General features: G+C 67.9%; 15 protein-coding genes. 5 read left to right on the forward strand and 10 right to left on the reverse strand.

What is annotated here, in order from left to right; translation table 11 throughout:
• Positions 1–196 precede the first annotated feature (196 nt).
• The 3 genes from GOAMR_RS09575 (at position 197) to GOAMR_RS09585 (ending at position 5,654) form a co-directional block, all read left to right on the forward strand.
• Entirely contained in the window at positions 197–1,744 is a 1,548-nt protein-coding gene (locus GOAMR_RS09575; RefSeq protein ID WP_005186296.1) for an ABC-F family ATP-binding cassette domain-containing protein, read from the forward strand.
• A gap of 41 nt (positions 1,745–1,785) precedes the next feature.
• A complete protein-coding gene (locus tag GOAMR_RS09580; protein WP_040514885.1) occupies positions 1,786–4,092 on the forward strand; it encodes an ATP-binding cassette domain-containing protein in 2,307 nt (768 codons plus the stop codon).
• A gap of 293 nt (positions 4,093–4,385) precedes the next feature.
• A complete protein-coding gene (locus GOAMR_RS09585) occupies positions 4,386–5,654 on the forward strand; it encodes an ATP-binding protein (protein ID WP_005186301.1) in 1,269 nt (422 codons plus the stop codon).
• A gap of 67 nt (positions 5,655–5,721) precedes the next feature.
• Here the strand turns inward: GOAMR_RS09585 and GOAMR_RS09590 are convergent, their stop codons facing one another.
• The 10 genes from GOAMR_RS09590 to GOAMR_RS09635 form a co-directional block, all read right to left on the reverse strand.
• Positions 5,722–7,461 carry an alpha/beta hydrolase gene (locus GOAMR_RS09590; protein ID WP_005186302.1) on the reverse strand — a complete coding sequence of 580 codons (1,740 nt, stop codon included), beginning with the start codon at positions 7,459–7,461 and terminating at the stop codon, positions 5,722–5,724.
• A gap of 72 nt (positions 7,462–7,533) precedes the next feature.
• A complete protein-coding gene (locus tag GOAMR_RS09595) occupies positions 7,534–9,339 on the reverse strand; it encodes an ABC-F family ATP-binding cassette domain-containing protein (protein ID WP_005186304.1) in 1,806 nt (601 codons plus the stop codon).
• A 47-nt stretch (positions 9,340–9,386) separates the two neighbouring features.
• Positions 9,387–10,268: a class I SAM-dependent methyltransferase gene (locus GOAMR_RS09600; protein ID WP_244427366.1), complete on the reverse strand. Its 882-nt coding sequence runs from the start codon at positions 10,266–10,268 to the stop codon at positions 9,387–9,389.
• Complete coding sequence (locus tag GOAMR_RS09605) at positions 10,213–11,154, reverse strand: 4-(cytidine 5'-diphospho)-2-C-methyl-D-erythritol kinase (RefSeq protein WP_040514855.1); 942 nt, start codon at positions 11,152–11,154, stop codon at positions 10,213–10,215. The genes GOAMR_RS09600 and GOAMR_RS09605 overlap by 56 nt, the downstream gene beginning before the upstream one ends.
• Positions 11,155–11,164: 10 nt before the next feature.
• Positions 11,165–12,085 carry a 16S rRNA (adenine(1518)-N(6)/adenine(1519)-N(6))-dimethyltransferase RsmA gene (gene rsmA / locus GOAMR_RS09610; RefSeq protein WP_005186323.1) on the reverse strand — a complete coding sequence of 307 codons (921 nt, stop codon included), beginning with the start codon at positions 12,083–12,085 and terminating at the stop codon, positions 11,165–11,167.
• Entirely contained in the window at positions 12,049–13,170 is a 1,122-nt protein-coding gene (locus GOAMR_RS09615; RefSeq protein WP_005186324.1) for a resuscitation-promoting factor, read from the reverse strand. The genes rsmA and GOAMR_RS09615 overlap by 37 nt, the downstream gene beginning before the upstream one ends.
• Positions 13,171–13,315: 145 nt before the next feature.
• Positions 13,316–14,209, reverse strand: a complete 894-nt coding sequence (locus tag GOAMR_RS09620) for a TatD family hydrolase (protein ID WP_005186325.1) — start codon at positions 14,207–14,209, stop codon at positions 13,316–13,318.
• A gap of 21 nt (positions 14,210–14,230) precedes the next feature.
• Positions 14,231–15,061 (reverse strand): PhzF family phenazine biosynthesis protein, encoded by an 831-nt coding sequence (locus tag GOAMR_RS09625; RefSeq protein WP_005186326.1) that lies wholly within the window; start codon positions 15,059–15,061, stop codon positions 14,231–14,233.
• 47 nt (positions 15,062–15,108) lie between these two features.
• A complete protein-coding gene (locus tag GOAMR_RS09630; RefSeq protein ID WP_005186327.1) occupies positions 15,109–16,377 on the reverse strand; it encodes an MFS transporter in 1,269 nt (422 codons plus the stop codon).
• Positions 16,378–16,540: 163 nt separating this feature from the next.
• A complete protein-coding gene (locus GOAMR_RS09635) occupies positions 16,541–17,179 on the reverse strand; it encodes an SRPBCC family protein (protein ID WP_005186328.1) in 639 nt (212 codons plus the stop codon).
• A 128-nt stretch (positions 17,180–17,307) separates the two neighbouring features.
• Between GOAMR_RS09635 and GOAMR_RS09640 the strand changes: the two genes are divergently transcribed.
• A complete protein-coding gene (locus GOAMR_RS09640; RefSeq protein ID WP_005186329.1) occupies positions 17,308–18,117 on the forward strand; it encodes an MlaE family ABC transporter permease in 810 nt (269 codons plus the stop codon).
• Positions 18,117–18,980, forward strand: coding sequence for an MlaE family ABC transporter permease (locus GOAMR_RS09645; protein ID WP_005186331.1), 864 nt, complete (start codon positions 18,117–18,119; stop codon positions 18,978–18,980). Before GOAMR_RS09640 ends, GOAMR_RS09645 begins: the two co-directional genes overlap by 1 nt.
• Positions 18,981–18,983 lie beyond the last annotated feature (3 nt).

Genomic DNA, 18,983 nt, shown 5'->3' on the forward strand with positions numbered 1-18,983 from the left:
CGGTTGCGGACCGTGACCTCGTGACCTACGGTGGGTAGCCGTGAGTCCAGGGGCCTGATCGCTCCAGGGAGTGACAACGCCCGGACCACAGGCATCTGTCGCCTACCAGAGGAGCTGATTCCCGGAATGAATGCCTGAAGTGCCTTCGAACCGGCGCGATCCCGCGTCGCCTCATCGAGTCACTTCTGGAGTTGTCATGTCCGAGAATTATTCTGTTCCCGCGTCTTCCGCCGCCCTGATCGTTTCCGATCTGAGTTTTTCCTGGCCCGACGGCACGCCGGTGTTCACCGGATTGTCGTTCTCCGTCGACCGCCGCACGCATTCGCTGGTCGGCTCCAACGGCGCCGGGAAGACCACCCTGTTGCGGCTGATCGCCGGTGATCTGCGCCCCGCGTCGGGCAGCGTGAGCACCGTCGGCGACGTCGAGTTCGTCACCCAGCACCCGCAGGCCGATCCGTCCCGCACCGTCGGCGATGTCCTGGAGATCACCCCGGTCCTGGCCGCGCTCTCCCGGGTGGAGTCGGGTTCGGTGGACCCGGCAGACTTCGAGATCATCGGCGACGACTGGGACATCGAGGAGCGCGCCCGCGCGATACTCGCCGAATCCGGTCTGCCGCATGAGGATCTGCACCGCACCGTCGGCACCCTGTCCGGCGGCGAGGCGACGCTGCTGACCATCTGCGGTGCCCTGCTGCGCAGACCGGCGGTACTGCTGCTCGACGAACCCACCAACAATCTCGACACCCGCGCCCGCACAAGCCTGTTCCGGATGATCGACCAGTTCTCCGGCGTGCTGCTGGTGGTCACCCACGATCTGGAACTGCTCGAACGGGTCGAGGCGACGCTGGAGTTGCACGACCGGTCGATCCGGCTGTTCGGCGGACCGTATTCGGTGTACCGGAAGATCCTCGACGCCGAACACGAAGCCGCCCTGGCCGCCGTCGCCGACGCCCGGTCCGATCTGGCCAAGCAGAAACGGGAGAAGGAGGAGGCCAACATCAAACTGGCCCGGCGTGCACGCACCGCCCGAAAGGCGGAGCGGGAGAAGCGGGTTCCCAAGATCATCATGGGTTTGCGGCAGAACGACGCCGAGGTGGCGGCGGGGAAACTCGCCAACCGGCACCGCGACGACGTGATCGCGGCGGACGACCGGCTGCGGGAGGCCCGCGACGGGGTACGCGCCGACGCATCGGCACGCATCACGCTGCCCGAGGTGTCACTGGCGAGCCGCGCCCAGGTGGTCGACGACGATCGCCTGACACTGCTCGGCCCCGAACGGGTCGCGGTCGCCGGACCCAACGGCTCGGGCAAGACGACGCTGCTGCGGTCGCTGATGTCCACCGATGACTCGATCTGCGTTCCGCACGCCTATCTGCCGCAGCGACTTCGGTTCGCGGACGAGTCGAAGTCGTTGGTGGAGGCGCTCACCGAGGCCAACCCCGCGGTGGGTGAGAACGAGATCCGCGGCCAGCTGGCCCGGTTCCTGTTCCGCGGCAGGCGCGGTGACCGATTGCTGTCGGAACTGTCCGGCGGGGAACGCATCCGGGCGGCCCTGGCGTCGGCGCTGCTGCGCCGGCCCACGCCCAAGCTGCTGATCCTCGACGAGCCCACCAACAACCTCGACATCGACACCGTCGAACAGCTCGCCGACGCCCTCGCGGGCTGGCGAGGCGCACTGATCCTGGTATCTCACGACCCGGAGTTCGTGCGGCGCGTCGGGGTGGATCGAACGATGACCCTGTAAGCGGACCGCAGTTGTCCGCGATCGGTGACACCCTGGGTTTCATGCACGAGGAGATCCGGGTGCGCGGGGCACGGCAGAACTCGCTGAAGAACGTCGACGTCGACATCCCGAAGCATCAGTTGGTGGTGGTGACCGGGGTGTCGGGGTCGGGCAAGTCCTCGCTCGTGTTCGACACGATCGCCGCCGAGTCGGCACGGCAGCTCAGCGAGACGTTCCCGGCGTTCGTGCAGTCGCGGATGCCGAGCTACGCGCACCCGGATGTCGATGTGCTGGAGAATCTTCCGGCGGTGATCATCGTCGACCAGAAGCGGCTGCACGGCGGACCGCGGTCGACGGTCGGCACCATCAGCGACATCGGTGCCCGGCTGCGGCTGCTGTATTCGCGGATCGCCGAGCCGGTCGCCGGGTTCTCCAATGCGTACGGCTTCAACGATCCGGCCGGAATGTGCCCGAGGTGTGAAGGCTTGGGAGTGACAGCGCGGGTTGCCGAGTCCAGGATGGTCGATGACTCGAAGTCCCTGAACGACGGCGCCATCGATTTTCCGATGTTCGCACCCGGCCAGTGGATGTGGAAGGCGTACGCCAAGTCCGGGTTCTTCGATCCCGCGATGAAGATCGGCGACTACACCCAGGAGCAGCGGTGGATCCTGTTGCACGCGCCTGCCGGTGAGCTGCAGGCGCCGGCCGGGATCGATGCGGTCGGCAGCGCCTACGAAGGGGTGATCGCCCGTTTCAACCGCATTTATCTGCGCCGCGAACCCGATTCGTTCAAAGGGGCGCAGCGGGAGGCGTTCGAGCGGATCGTCGAACGCGGCGTGTGCACCGACTGCGGCGGCACCCGGCTCTCGGAAGCGGTGCGCGGCAGCCGTGTCGGGGAGTTGTCGATCGCCGACTGCAACGCCATGCAGATCAGCGACCTCGCGGAGTTCGTCTCCACTCTCGACGTGCCGGCGGTGGCGCCGCTGATCGACAGCCTGCGGGTGCATCTGGACCGCATGGTGACCGTGGGTCTGGGCTATCTGAGCATGGAGCGGGCCACCTCGACGCTGTCGGGCGGCGAGGCGCAGCGCATCAAAATCGTCCGGCATCTCGGCAGTGCGCTCGCCGACATGCTGTACGTGTTCGACGAACCCACCGTGGGGCTGCATCCGCGCGATGTCGCCGCGCTCGGCGGGTTGCTCGGCGAACTCCGTGACCGTGGCAACACGGTGCTCGTGGTGGAGCACGACCCGGACATCATGGCGATCGCCGACCACATCATCGACATGGGGCCCGGCGCCGGTGCTGCCGGCGGAACGATTGTGTACCAAGGTGATTACCCAGGACTGAGCGGGGCGGACACCGCCACCGGCCGCGGCCTGGCCAAGCCGCATCCGTCCGTGCGCGAACGCCGCGAACCGCGCGGCTGGATCGATATCACCGGCGCCTCGACACACAACCTGCGGAACGTCGACACGCGGATTCCGCGGGGGGTGATGACCGCGGTCACCGGCGTGGCCGGGTCGGGAAAGAGCAGCCTGATCCTGGGCCACCTCCCCCAGGCCGAGCCGGACACGGCGGTGATCGACCAGCGCCCGATCCGTGGGTCGCGCCGGTCCAATCCGGCCACGTTCACCGGGATGCTCGATCCGATCCGCAGACTGTTCGCCAAGACCACCGGTAAACCGATCGGCCTGTTCACCGCCAACTCGACGGGCGGGTGCACCGAATGCGACGGCAACGGTGTCATCTACACCGACCTCGCATTCATGGACGGTGTTCTCACCTCGTGCGACGCGTGCGGCGGGCGGCAGTTCACTCCGGAATCACAGGCCATCACCATAGACGGAGTCAGCATCGCCGACGTTTACCAGATGAGTATCGCCGAGGCGCTCGCCTGGTTCCGGCCGCGGCCGATCGTCACGATCCTGGAAACCATCCGAGACGTCGGCCTGGACTATCTGACGCTCGGACAACCGCTGACCAGCCTCTCCGGTGGCGAACGTCAACGCCTCAAACTCGCCGCCCACCTCGGGACGCCCGGGCACACCATCGTTCTCGACGAACCGACGAGCGGCCTGCATATCGCCGACACTGAGCGCCTGATCGCTCTGCTCGACCGCCTGGTGGACCAGGGGTCGACCCTGGTGGTGATCGAACACAACCTGGATGTGATCGCGGCGGCTGACTGGATCATCGACCTGGGCCCCGACGCCGGCCACGACGGCGGCCGGATCATCTTCGAAGGCACCCCCGAGACGATGGTCGAACACGGCTCCGGCCACACCGCCACCCACCTACGCCGCACCTCGCCTGAGTTTGCCGACTATCCCGTTTTCCGAGACCAACTGCAAACTCAGACAACATGACGGTCCCGCTCCCTCGTCCTGACCCATGACGGACAAGGTTCGTGGGCGGTCACGGCCGACGCCCGCGGCACGACCGACATACCCGCACCCGGCTTGGACGACGGCCGAACGGTTTCCGGCGTCGCCAGCCAATCGGCGAGGGCTCGCGGCGACAGCGGTTCATCCTTGAGTGCCGTCAGTGCTACCCGCACCGTTCAGGTCCTGCTATCTGATAGGTTCGAGATCCTGCTGTTCGTATAATACAGATCCTGCTAACTGTAAGATTCAACCCCTGCTGGATGTAAGATTCGGGCATGGACTACCAGCGACGCGCACTCGATGATGAGCTGGACCTGATGCTGTCGGCGCTCCCGGCGATCGCCGTCGACGGCGCCAAGGCCGTGGGCAAGACCTCGACCACGCAGGTCCGAGCCGCGAGTGTCTTGCGACTCGATTCACGCTCGGTACGTGAAGTCGTGGCCGCAGATCCCGCGTCAATCCTGCTCCGCCCACGGCCACTGTTGATCGACGAATGGCAGAACGTGCCCGATGTCTGGGACGTCGTACGCAGAGCGGTCGATGAGGACCGCACTCCGGGCCAGTTTCTGCTGACTGGGAGTGCAACACCCAAAGAAGGCGCGACCGCGCACTCCGGCGCTGGTCGAATCACTCGCCTGCGGATGCGTCCACTCGCGTTCAGCGAGCGGGGCAACACCACTCCATCCGTCAGCCTCGAAGGACTCCTGGCCGGGAATCTCCAGGTCGAAGGCCACACCGATATCCGGCTGCCGGACTATGTCGAGGAGATCATGGCGTCCGGCTTTCCCGGGCTGCGCGGGCTGCCGCCGAGGCTTTTGCGCGGTGAGCTCGACAGCTATCTACGCAACACCGTTGATCGAGACATCCCGGAACAAGGACTCTCCGTGCGCAAGCCGGCGGCGTTGCTCGACTGGCTGCGCGCCTATGCGGCAGCCACCTCGGGTACTGCGAGCTACACAGAAATCCTCGATGCATCCACTGCAGGCATGTCCGAGAAACCGGCCCGAGCAACAACGGCCGCATATCGTGATGCCCTACGACAGTTGTGGCTTCTCGACCCACTACCGGCATGGGCGCCGATCGGAAAGGAATTCACCCGTCTGAGCCAAACTCCGACGCACCATCTCGCCGACCCCGCACTCGCCGCGCGGCTTCTCGGGCTCACTCAACGGTCACTGCTGGACGGAGCCGGAACACCACTGGGTCCACAACAGGGCACTGTACTGGGAAGACTGTTCGAGTCGCTGGCCACGCTCAGCGTCCGGGTTCTCGCACAACGTGCCGAAGCAGACACGGCCCACCTCCGTACACGCAATGGCGATCACGAGATCGATCTCATACTCACCGACCCCGAGGGCAAGGTGCTCGCCATCGAGGTCAAACTGAGCAACACCGTCACCGATAATGACGCCAAGCACCTCGCGTGGCTGTCGAATGCCTATGGCGACCAGATCATCGACCGAGTCATCATCAACACCGGACCGGCGGCGTACCGCCGCCCAGACGGCATCGCTGTCGTCCCTCTGGCGCTGCTCGGTCCATAATTGTGCCACTCAGCAACCCTTCGGCTAAGTCGACAGTCCCTGCGGAGCTGACAGCAAGCTCAATGGCTCAGTAGCGATCCAGTTCGGGGCCGAGGCGGGCGGATTTGTCGTCGGTCCAGCCGGGGACCTGCAGGATCGCCTGCCAGGCGTAGGGGATCTCGGACGAGTAGTTGTGGCCATGGCCGTCGGGCACCTTGTCGGAGGAGACCATGTCGGCCGAGATCTGCAGGAAGGTGACCAGCGGGAACCACTGCATCTTCGGGTGGACGTCGGCGCCGCGCTTCTCGCGCAGCCAATCCGGTTTGCGCAGAATGGTTCCCGGATCCCACCAGACCACCGGATCGGAAGCGTGCTGCAGGAACAAGATCCGGCTCGCCGACGGCCACGGCTGTTTCTCGGCCGCGGCGATGTCGTGGCGGTTGGCGACGAACCGCACCAGGTCACCGCCCTCGAACACCGGCAGCCGTTCGGGGGTGCCCTTGTCGCGGTCACGCAGGGTCGCCTTCCACAGCGGATTGTTCACGATCGGACCGGCGAAGAACGCGCCATCGGTGCGGGCGGCGATGTCGGGGATGGTGCCGAACGGGGCCTCCGCGCCGGAGGTGCCGAGGCTCTCACCGAACACCACCAGCTTGGGACGCCGCGCCTCCGGGATCTTCCGGACCCGCGCCGACACCGCCTCGAACAGCGCCTGACCGGCGCGCCGGCAGCGTTCGTTGTCGACGAGGAACGACAACCAGCTCGGCAGATACGAGTACTGGATGGCGACGGTCGCGGTGTCGCCGTTGTACATGTATTCCAGTGAGTCGACGGTGGACCGGTTGATCCAGCCGGTGCCGGTGGTACCCGCGACGGCGATGATCTTGCGGGTGAAGGCCCCGGTGCGTTCCATCTCGGCGACGGCCAGCCGCGCGTTCACCCGCGGATCGGCCTCGTGACCGAGACCCACGTATGAGCGGATGGGTTCTTTCGCGGGGGCGCCGTTGAACCGTTCGAGATCGGTCACCGTCGGTCCGGTGCCGATGAACACCCGCCCCTGCAGGCCGATCGAATCCCACGTCACCAGTGATCCCGGTCCACCCGACCGCAGTCGCGAGTTGGTCGGCTGGGATTCGGCGGTGGTCTCGTCGTTGAGGGAAGCGAACGACGAGTTCATCGCCCGCATCGAGTATTTGGCGACCACACCGTTGAGGACCAGTACCGTGAGCACCAGGACCAGCAGCACCGAGGTGACCGCGGCGATCCGCGGCGGGGTGTACCTGTCGATCCAGCGGTACAGTGCCCGCACGGCGTCGGCCCACGCCCAGCCGAGTAGGAGGAGCAGCACGAAGACGGCGTGCGCGACAATCGCGATCACCGGATAGGCATGCCACGACATGTGCGACATCCCCATCAGGTCCCGGATCTCGTCCTGCCAGCGGGAGAACCAGTACAGCATCACGGAGGTCCCGGCCAGCGCCACGACCACCAGCGCGATCCAGTGTGGACGCCGCGGCGACGGCCACGGCCGATCCCGGGACATCATGAACCGGATCAGCCACGACACGAACACCCCCAGCAGGTAGCCGGCAGCCGCCGAGATGGCGCTGATCAGTCCCTGGAACAGGGCGTCTCGCGGCAGCAGTGACGGCGTCACCGACAGCCACAGCATCACCAGCGCCATCGACAGTCCGGCGAAGCTGTACCGCTGCCGGTACGCGTCCAGCAGCCGGCGTGGACGCGACGGCTTCGGCAGGTCCGCCCGGTCCCCGACCGGCCCGCCGGAATCGACCGCCACCGCCGCGCTGTCCTCGTTGTCGCTGCTCACGGACTTCTGTCTACCGCACCCGGCGGTACATCCGTGCCAGCCCACGCCATGACATCGGCCACCCGGCGTCGATCACTCCATCAGCTCGGCCAGCTCCAGCCACCGTGCCTCGGCGGAGTCCTTCTGTTCCACAACGGACTTGAGTTCGGCGTTCAGAGTGACGAGTGTGCCCGGCTCGGTGGCCGCGGCGACGAGGTCGGCGTGCAGCTTGTCCTCCTTGGCGGAGAGTTGCTCGATCTGTCGTTCGAGTCGATTCATCGTCTTACGCGTCTCACGATGCTCGGCCGCCGACATGCCGGTAGGTTCCGGTGTGGAATCAGATTCCGCTGCAACCTTTTTGGTGGCCGTCTTATCTTCGGCCGCTGCGAGCTCGCGCCGTTTGCGCAGGTACTGCTCGATGCCGCCGGGCAGGTTGGTGAGCTGGCCGTCACCGAACAGCGCCCACGTGCTGTCACAGATCCGCTCGATCAGATACCGGTCGTGGGAGATCACCACCAGGGTGCCCGCCCACGAGTCGAGGATGTCCTCCACCTGCTGCAGGGTGTCGATGTCGAGGTCGTTGGTGGGCTCGTCGAGCAGCAGCACGTTGGGTTCGGCCATCAGGACGCGGGTCAGCTGCAGGCGGCGGCGTTCACCGCCGGACAGATCACGCACCGGGGTGCGTTGCTTCGCCGGGGTGAAACCGAGCCGTTCAGCCAGCTGGGATGCCGACATCTCCTTGTCGCCCACCACGATCCGGGTGGCCACATCCTCGACGGCGTCGAGGACGCGCTGGTCTTCATCGAGGTCATCGAGTTCCTGCCGCAGCCAGCCGATCTTGACCGTGGTGCCCTCGATGCGGCGGCCGGGCGCGACAGGCACCTCCCCGGCGAGCGCACGCAGCAACGTGGTTTTGCCGGATCCGTTCACGCCCACCAGGCCGACCCGCTCCCCCGGCGTCAGACGCCAGGTGAGGTCGTCGAGAAGGGTTACGCCACTGGGTGTTTCGAGGTGTGCGTTCTCGAGTTCGATGACCACGCGGCCGAGTCTGCGGCGCGCGAACGCCGACAGGGTCACCGTGTCGCGGGGCGGCGGCACGTCGGCGATGAGTTTCTCCGCGGCCTCGATCCGGTAGCGCGGCTTGGAGGTTCGGGCCGGTGGGCCGCGGCGCAGCCAGGCGAGTTCTTTGCGGGCGAGGTTGCGGCGGCGTTCCTCGGCGGCGTCGGAAAGCCGGACACGTTCGGCGCGGGCGAAGATCCAGTCGTTGTAGCCGCCCTCGTACTCGTCGACGCGGCCCGAATGCACCTCCCACGTACGGGTGGCGACTGTGTCGAGAAACCAGCGGTCGTGGGTGACGACGATGAGGGCGCTGCGCCGGGACACGAGATGATCGGCCAGCCACTGCACGCCCTCGATGTCGAGGTGGTTGGTGGGCTCGTCGAGGATCAGCAGGTCGGCGTCGGCGATGAGCGCGGTGGCCAGTCCGACACGGCGGCGCTGCCCACCGGACAGTTCGTCGACGCGCCGGTCGAGCAGGCCGTCGATACCGATGCCGGCGAGGATGCCACGCACCCGCGCGTCCCCGGCCCATTCGTGCACGGCCACCTCGGGACCGCCCACCACCACCTCGGCGACGGTCGCCCCGGCGGGCAGCTCACCGCGCTGGGTGACCGTCTCGACCCGGATGTCCCCGGCCCGCGACACCCGGCCGCTGTCGGGTTCGGTGATGCCGCCGAGGATCTCCAGCAGGGTGGTCTTGCCGCCACCGTTGAGGCCCACGACGCCGATCCGCTGGCCCTCGTGGACGCCGAGGCTGACCGAGTCGAGCAACTGCTTGATGCCGAAGCTCTTGCTGATGCGGTCGGCGTTGATCAGGGCCGTCGGGTTGGAGGGTGCCACCCGACGACGATAGCTCACCGGCGGCTGTGCGCCTGAGCCACAGAACGTCACCGGGGTACGAGTACCTCGACGACGGCAGTCTGGCCGTCGTCGCTGTGATGCACCCGACATCCGAACCCCAGATCTGCGGCGAACGCCTGCGCGGCGGGCGCCTGTCCCCGGTGGCATTCGCACAGCACCACACCGCCCGGCGCGCCCCAGCGCCGGGCTCCGGCGAGCAACCCGCGCACCGCGTCGAGCCCGTCCTGGCCGCCGTCGTGACTGTCGGCGGGTTCGTGGTCGACGGCCTCGGCGGGCAGCAGCGCCCGCGACGCGGTGGGCACGTAGGGTGCGACCGCGGCGAGCACGTCCACCGATCCCAGCACCCCCGCGTCATCGAGCACCGTGCTGAGACCGTCGGGCACCACGGCGCGCATCACCAACGCATCAGCCGGCAGGTTGATACGCGCATGCGTCAACGCCTCAGCGCGATGGTCGACGGCGACCAGCCGCGCCGCCGACGTGCCGAGTCGGGCCGCCACCACGGCCGCGATGGGCGCGACCCCGCAAAACGCCTCGACGAGAACGGCCCGCGGTGCGCGGGTCTCCACGGCCTCCACGGCCAGACCGGCCAGGAACGCCGACCGCCGGCGCGGGATGAACACCCCCGGCCCCACCGACAACCGCAGCCCGGCGAATTCCACACCGCCGACGATGTGTTCGGGCGGTTCGCCCCGTTCGCGGCGGCGGACCAGCGAGTCGAGCAATTCCGGGTCGAGCACCCCGTCGCGGGTTGCGGCCTCGGTGAGTATGCGGGCCTCGTCGTCGGCGAACACACAGCCCGCCGCGCGCAGCCGCCCGGCCAGATCCGCGACACCGTCGGGTGCCCGCCGCTCAGCCGTGATCGACCACCTTGGCGCCGGGCACCGGGCCGCCGGCCACACGCACACCGCGCGCCACCCCGGCACCGGCGAGTTCGGCCGCCACCGCCACCGCCGAGTCCTGGTCGGCGCACAGGAAGGCGCACGTCGGTCCGGATCCGGACACGATGCCGCCGAGCGCACCTGCCTCGGTGCCGGCGCGCAGGGTCCGGCGCAATGCCGGCTTGAGGCCGAGCGCGGCCGGCTGCAGGTCGTTGTACAGCAGCGGCGCGACCGCGTGCGGGTCGCCCGAGGCCAGCGCGGCGAGCAGGTCGTCGGGCCGGGCCGGCTCACCGGGTCCGGCCTCCGGCCGCCCGTCGCGCAGCCGGTCTAGTTCGGCGAACACCTTCGGCGTGGACAGGCCGCCGTCGGCGAGTGCGAGCACCCAGTGGAACTCGCCGCGCGAGAGCACCGGCACCAGTTGTTCGCCGCGGCCGGTGCCCAGGGCCGTGCCGCCGTAGAGGATGAACGGCACATCGGAGCCGAGGTCGGCGGCCAGCGCCGACAGTGCGGCGCGGTCGATGTCGAGTTTCCAGAGTTCGGCGACGGCGACGAGGGTGCCCGCCGCGTCGGCGCTGCCGCCGGCCATGCCGCCGGCCACCGGGATCGCCTTGTCGATGTCGATGTCGAGCCCGGAGCCGTGGTTGGCCCAGGCCGCGAGCGCCACCGCCGCGCGGTAGGCGAGGTTGGTCTGGTCGTCGGCGACGAACGCCGCGCCCTCGCCGCGGGTCCGCACCGTCAGTTCGGGGGCGGCGCGGACGGTGATGTCGTCATGCAGCGACAGCGCCTGGAAGACGGTGACGAGGTCGTGGTAGCCGTCGGGGCGGCGCGGTCCCACCCCCAGGTGCAGATTGACCTTGGCCGGCGCGCGCACGGTGACCGACGGGGAGACCACGGACAATGACGCACCTGACACGAGCTAGAGCCTAGTGGTCGGGGGCGGCGGGGATCTGAGCGAGGCGGACGAAATCGGCCACACCGAGCTTCTCGCCCCTGATCTGCGGGTCGATGCCCGCCGCGCGCAGCCTGCGTTCGGCCTCGACGGCGCCGCCCGCCCACGACGCGAGCGCCGAGCGCATCGTCTTGCGGCGCTGGGCGAAGGCCGCGTCGATCACGTCGAACACCTGCCGGCGCAGGGCGTCGTCGCGGGGGTAGGTGTCGGTCCGGCGGATGCGGACGAGGCCGGACTCGACCTTCGGTTCGGGCCAGAACACGTTGCGCCCCACCGCACCTGCCCGGGCCACGTCGCCGTAGTAGCGGGCCTTGACGCTGGGCACCCCGTAGATACGACTGCCCGGATCGGCGGCCAGCCGATCGGCCACCTCGGCCTGAACCATCACCAAAGCGGTTGTGATGCTGGGCAATTCGGCCATCAGATGGAGCAGCACGGGCACGGCCACGTTGTAGGGCAGGTTGGCCACCAGGGCCGTCGGCTCCGGCAGGTCGGCGCGGCGCACCGACATGGCGTCGGCGGTGATCACCTCGAACCGGCCGGCCTGACCGGGTGCGCGTTCGGCGATGGTACGCGGCAGCCGGGCGGCGAGCTTCGGATCGATCTCGACGGCCACCACCCGGCCGGCCTCCGCGAGCAGCGCGAGGGTCAGCGAGCCCAGACCCGGACCCACCTCGAGAACGGTGTCGTCGGGGCCGATGCCGGACGCCGCGACGATGCGCCGGACGGTGTTGGCGTCGTGAACGAAGTTCTGGCCGAGGGTCTTGGTGGGCCGCACATCCAGTTCGGCGGCCAGTTCACGGATCTGTGCCGGGCCGAGGAGCGCCGGTCCCCCACCCGGCGCCGGATCAGGGGCGCTCAGCGCAGCCCCAGCTTGGACGAGCAGGACGGCCACGCGCCCCAGCCCTGAGCGGCCTGTGTCTTGCTGGCGATCGCGATCTGCTCCTCACGGGTGGCCAGGTCGGCGCGCGGGGCGTACTCGAGCCCACCCCAGCGCTCCCAGGTGTTCTGGTCGAACTGTACGCCGCCGAAGAAACCGTTACCCGTGTTGATGGCCCAGTTGCCGGTGGCCTCACATTGCGCGAGCTGATCCCACACCGAGCCCGGCGCGACGTACGGGGCGCCCGGCTTGGTGCCGATGCGCACGGTCGCGGGCACCGGCTCGGTGAGGGTCTTGGAGCCGAGCTTCTCCCGCTCGGTGACCTTGCCGTTGACGATGGTCAGCCGGTAGGTGACCTCGGAGGTACCCGGCTTGCCCGCCTTCTCGACGACCTTGCGGTCCTTGACCAGCGTGGGGTCGTCCTTGGTGACGGGATCGGCGCTGAACTTCTCGGTGACCGTCGACTCCTCGGTGCGGATGCGGGTGACGACGATCTTCATGCCGGGCCGGATCGGGGTGTCGGCGGCGGGCCGCACCTTGTCGAGCGGGGTCAGCGGCTTGCCCGAGTTCTTGAGGACCTCGGCGACCGTGCGGGCGGCGATGTCGGTGCGGTAGGTGGTGGTGCCGTCGGTGATACGGATCCGCTTGGGCAGGGTCACCTGCACCAGGCCGCCGGTGAGCGGGACGCTGTCGGGCCCGAAGTTCTGCGGATGGGCGAGCGCGTCCTCGTAGCCGTTCTCGTCGAGGATCTGCTTGATGTCGGTGGCGGTGGTCTGGACGGTCGAGGTCTTGCCGTCGATATTGAGGGTCAGGGTCTTGTGCCGGTTGAAGACGATGGTCTGCCCCTCTTTGAGACCCGACTTCAGACCGGGCAGCACCTGGTCGGCATTCGACGGGCTGTAGCCCTGGTCGCGCAGCACACGGTCGACGGAGAACGCCATGGTGGAGATCTGCTGGGTCTTGCCGTCGACGGCAAGGGTGATGTCCTTGTGGCTGGTGATACCGACGACGCCGCCGGCCATCACGGTGAGCAGCGCGGCACCGGTGGCCACGCGGGCCGCCTTGGAATCGGACCTATGGATGTGGAGCAGAGCAGACACGTTACGAAATTCCTCGTTGACAACAGATCGGCCCGCGTTCCCGTTTGTCACAGCTCCGGCGGGGTCACGGTCAAGTGCCGTGATGGGGAGGCCGGCTACGCGGGGGTGAACCTCTTGGTTACGATACGATAACGAACAGAATTGGTTAACGCAAAGGTATGCCGTAAACCCGGCGTGCGTTGGCCCCCACGATCTCGGCCAGTTCCGCCTCGCCGATGCCACGGGTCTCCGCGATATGTCGTGCGGTGTACGGCAGGCAATACGACTGATTTGGCTGGCCACGGTAGGGATGTGGCGTCAGGAACGGCGCATCCGTCTCCACGAGAAGCTGGTCGTCGGGCACCAGCGCCGCCGCGACTCGCAATTCATCGGAGTTGGCGAACGTCACAGTTCCGGAAAAACTCAGCAGGTATCCGCGGTCTATGCATTCGCGTGCAACGTTTCGGTCACCGGAGAAGCAATGCATGATCACGGATTCGGGCGCGCCTTCGGCCGCCAGAACGTCCAGCAGATCGGCGTCGGCGTCACGATTGTGGATCATCAGCGGCTTGCGCAGACGCTTGGCGAGGTCGATATGCCAGGCGAACGCCTCGTACTGCTGCTCCTTGGTGGCGCACGTATCGGACCTGCCGATCCAGTAGTAGTCCAGGCCGGTCTCCCCCACCGCGACGACCCTGTCGGCGGCGGCCATCTCCTCGATCTCGGCGCGGGTCGCGTCGTCGAGTTCACCGGCGTGGGTCGGGTGGATGGCCACCGCCGCGTACACCCGGTCGTCCCACTGTGCCGCCCGGTGTGCCCAGCGGGCGTCGACGATGTCGTCGGCGACGGTCACCACCGCCCGCACCCCCACCGACGCGGCGTGGTCGACGATGGCCCGCACCGATTCGGGGTCGCGTCCGCCGCACGCGGCCAGGTGGGTGTGGGCGTCGATCAGTCCGGCCAGCGGCGCCGGATCAGGCGGGGGCTGTTTACGCAGCCGCCTGCGCGCGGCCTTACTGCTCTCGGTCTCGGGTGCTGCCGGGGCGTCACTCACGCCCATAACATTGACACAGCGTATGATTCAGAGCGCGACCGTACCCTCGATGACGGTGACGCAGTCGCCGCCGACCCAGATGTCAGTGCCGTCGTCGGTGATGTAGACCCGCCCGGCACGCCCGATCGCCGCACCCTGGGCGGCCACATACTCCGGTGGCACCCGGCCGGCGGCCCGCATCCACATGGCGACGCCGGCGTTGAGGCTGCCGGTGACCGGGTCCTCGGGCACGCCGACGCCGGGCGCGAACGCCCGCACCTCGTACGAGATCGGGCTGCCCGACGGGTATGGACCCACCACGCCGACCTTGTGGGTCCCGAGCGCGGCCATGTCCGGTTGCAGGCTCAGGACCCGCTCGCCGGAATCGAGGACCAGCAGCATCCAGTCGGGTCCGTTCACCACCCATTCGGCTGCGCTGATCTCCGTACTGTCCAGGCCCAGCGCGGCGGCGACCTCGGCGACCACGGCCTGGTCGACGGATCCGGTGCGGATCAGCGGCGGTGCGGCGAACGCGAGCCGTTCACCGTCGCGGCGGATGGGCACGAGCCCGACGCCGCATTCCTGCACGATCCGTTCGGCTTTCGGCACCCCACCGGTCGCGAGCCAGGCGTGCGCCGAGCCGAGCGTCGGATGGCCGGCGAAAGGCAGTTCCCCGCCAGGGGTGAAGATCCGCACCCGGTAGTCGGCGTCGGGATGCGCAGGTGGCAGCAGGAACGTGGTCTCCGAGAGGTTGGTCCACCGTGCGAACGCGGCCAGTTGCCCGTCGTCGAGGCCGTCGGCATCGACTACCACGGCGAGCGGGTTGCCGCGGGTCGGTTGCGGTGAGAACACATCGAGTTGAGCGAATCGTCGGGTCACCGCCCCATCCTGCCGGGGCCCGCCGGCGGCGGTCCAGAGGTTTTCGGTCAGCGCACGCTGCGGACGAGGAGCACGCTCAGGCCGCCGAGGATCCCGAGAACCGCCGAGGCGACGAACAGGCCCGTGAAACCGCCGGTGGCCTCGACGACCAGGGCCCCGACCAGCGGGCCGAGGGCCTGCGGCACGGCCATCGCGATGTTCATGATCCCGAGGTCCTGGCCGTTGTGGTCGGGGTCGGGCAGCACCTGCGTCGCCAGCGCCTGATCGACGCCGAGGAAGGCGCCGAAACCGGCACCGAGGAAGGCCGCGGCCACCATCGTCATCGTCAGATCCGCCTGTGCGGCAATGCAGAGCGCCGCGATGCCCTGGGCGAGCCCGGCGGCCAGGACGAACGGCTTGCGCCGCGCGATGCGGTCGCTGACCGCGCCGCTGATGAACGCGCTCGCGATGACGAACAGCATGTAGACGGCGCTCACCAGCAGCAGATCGTTGTCCGGGTCGTCGACGCCGAGGCCGAAGGTCAGGAAGAACCACAGCAGCGAGGTGCCCAGGGCATTGCCCAGGTTCACCAGGATCCGCCCCAGCAGCGTCCAGCCGAAGTCGGGATACTTCGACGGCGAGATCCACAGTTCGGACACGATATTGGCCACGGTCAGCTTCCCGAGCCCGGCGTCGGCCGGCAGCGGATCGTCCAGGCGCAGCACGAACGGCAACACGCAGACGACGAGCGCGCCCGCGTACACCAGGTACGCGGGCAGATACCCGAGCTCGAACGACGACACGATCGCCATCCCGACGATCACGCCGAGCGCCTGCGGCGCCGACACGAAACTGGACACGACGCCGCGCTGGAACACCGGGACCTGATCACTGATCAGTGCCGTCAACGCCGCCGAGGTGGTGGCGAAACCGGTGATCGCCGCCGACCACAGCACCGTGATCGCCACGATGTCGCTGACCAGTCCCAGACTGATCAGCGACACCACAAACAGCACCATGCCGCCGACGATCCAGGGTTTACGTCGGCCGTACCGGCTGCGGGTGCGGTCCGACAGCGACCCGGTCAGCGGAAACGCCACCAGCGCGAAGATCGCCGAGATCCCGGACACCACACCGAATGTCAGCACGCTGCGGTGCCAGTTGCCGGCGGTGACGTCGTCGCCGATGTCGAGCCAGTCGTTGACCTGTTCGGGCAGCGTCAACTGGAACGGGGCCAACTGCGCCAGCCACACCCCCATCCAGGCGAGCCCGAAAAGTCCGATCCACCTTCGGGATACGCGCTGCCACACCGGCGCCGCGGCCGGACGGGAATTCATCGGGTCAACCTATCCCACCCGGCACCCACTTCGTCGGTTGAGGTGCGAGCTTGCGAGCCTCGACACCTCGCAAGACAACACTGCCCGCTCACCAGGTTTCGAGGCTCGGTCGCTGGGCGACCTCACACCTCAACCAGCGAGGAGGTCGGCTTTGTCTCATGGATCAGCGCACAGAGCGGAAGGGTTTGAGGCGCAGGATATGGCGGAGCACGAAACCGAGGATCGGCCGCACGAAGGGCACCGCCCAGCGCCACGGCAGCCAGCCCACCCAGCGGGGCGAGCCGGCGATCGCCCAGGTGACCACGAGGGTGCCGCGGGGACCGTCGGTGATGGTCCAGCGTTCAGCGAAGCTGTGGATGGCCAACGGGAACGAGACCGCGGTGCCGGTGAGGGTCAGTTCGGCCTCGTCCTCGACGTGCGTGACGCGCTCGGAGACCGACATCAGCGTTCCCGACATCGTGCGCGCCGCACCCACCGGAACCACCGGGGTCGCCCCGGGGATCACGTCGTCGCCGGACCACACCGGTCCGGACAGCAGCGGCAGGCTCGACATGTACTCGACGTTGACGACCCGGTCCCAGACCTCCCGGCGCGAGAGCGGCGTGCGTTCGGTGAGCACGATCGCGAAGGCCGCGCCACGCTCGATGTAGCGGTCTATCTCCTCGGCCGGAACCTCCTTGCGTACCGCCGACCTGCCGGGATTGCTCGCGGTGCCCCACAGCACCACCAATCCGACAATTCCGACGACTCCGAGGGCCGCCAGCACCCCGATAACCAGCCACACAATCTGCGACGTACTCATCTGCACCCTTCTGACCTGGCCATACCCCGAAGTCCACACTCCAGGGGATGTGAAGCTTTACATTTCATATATGAAACATGCTAGCGTGCTCGCTGAGAGCCAGGCCACATAACCGAAGGGGGTTGTCGGTGGCATTCGACCTACCGGCGTCAAAGGGTCCCATCAGGGACCTCGCCACCGAAGCCGGGCACACGCTCGGCTTCGCACTCCAGGCGATCGGGGCAACCGTCGTCGCAACTCTGCGGGGGCGATTGTCGCTCGGCGAGACACTGGGTCAGGTCGTGTTCATCGGCCGCGTCAGCACCGGCCCCGCGCTGCTGCTGATGATCCCCGTCGGTGTGTTCATCGCGGTGTCGGTGGGCGAGCTGGCCGGCCGGATCGGCGCCGGCGGCTACTCCGGCGCCGTCGTCGCCTTCATCATCGTCGGCCAGGCCTCGGCTCTGGTCAGCGCGCTGATGATGGCGGGTGTGGCCGGGTCGGCGATCTGCACCGACCTGGGTTCCCGCAAGATCCGCGAGGAGGTCGACGCCATCGAGGTGATGGGCCTGAACGTGATCGAACGACTCGTCGCGCCCCGCGTGGCCGCCGGGATCATCGTCTCGATCATGTTGTGCTCGTTGATCACCGTCGTCGGCGTAGGTGCGTGCTACGCGTATCACATTTACGTGCAACACCTTCCGGCCGGCGCATTCATGGCCACGTTCAGCCAGTACGGACGGATGTCGGACTTCATCATGGCGCTGGTCAAGGCCGCGGTGTTCGCACTCATCTCGACGATCGTGGCCTGTTTCAAAGGACTTCATGCCCGCGGCGGCCCACGAGGGGTGGCCGACGCGGTGAATGAAGCGGTGGTGATCGCCTTCGCCCTGGTGTTCGTGTTCAATACCGTGCTCTCGCAGCTGTATACGGTGATCGTGCCCGCGGTGGGGGCCTACTGATGGTTGCCACCCACGACGCCACGTACCGCATCCGGCGGTCGGCCACTCGCAAGTTCGAGGGCGCCACCTCCGGGGTAGTGCGGCTCGGCGAGTACGTCACCTTCATCACCCGTGCGGTGCTGGCGATCCCGTTCACGCTGGTCCACTACCGCAAACACGTCCTCAACCAGATCTCCGAGGTCACCTTCGGTTCCAAGTCGCTGCTGTCGGGCGGCGGCACGCTGGGCATCGTGCTGGCGATGTCGCTGGCCGCGGCCATGATGCTCGGTGTCGAAACCTACCGGGGCCTGCAACTCGTCGGCATGACCTCACTGTCGGGAATGCTGTCGGCGGTGGCCAATACGCGCGAACTGGCCCCCGTGGTGGTGGCAATCGCCCTGGCCGCCAAGGTGGGCACCGGATTCACCGCACAGATCGGCGCCATGCGGATCTCCGACGAGATCGCCGCGCTCGACGTGATGGCCATCCGCTCCATCCCGTTCCTGGCCACCACCCGCATGATCGCGGCGATGGTGTGCGTGCTGCCGATCTACATGATCGGCCTGCTGTCGAGCTACATCGCGACCCGCCTCGTGGTGGTCTGGTACAACGGCGAATCGTCGGGCACCTACGACTACTTCTTCCATCTGGCGCTCAATCCGTCGGACCTGCTGTATTCGGCCATCAAGGCGGTGTTCTTCGCGGGCATCGTGACCCTGGTGCATTGCAGCTACGGCTATTTCGCCTCCGGCGGCCCCGAGGGCGTGGGGCAGGCGGCGGGCCGTGCACTGCGCACCTCGATCCTGGCGATCGGCATCTTCGACGTCATCCTGACCTTCGGCCTGTGGGGACTCGTACCCGAGATTCCGGGAATGGGGATCTGACGA

This window comes from Gordonia amarae NBRC 15530, assembly GCF_000241345.1.
Taxonomy (GTDB): domain Bacteria; phylum Actinomycetota; class Actinomycetes; order Mycobacteriales; family Mycobacteriaceae; genus Gordonia; species Gordonia amarae.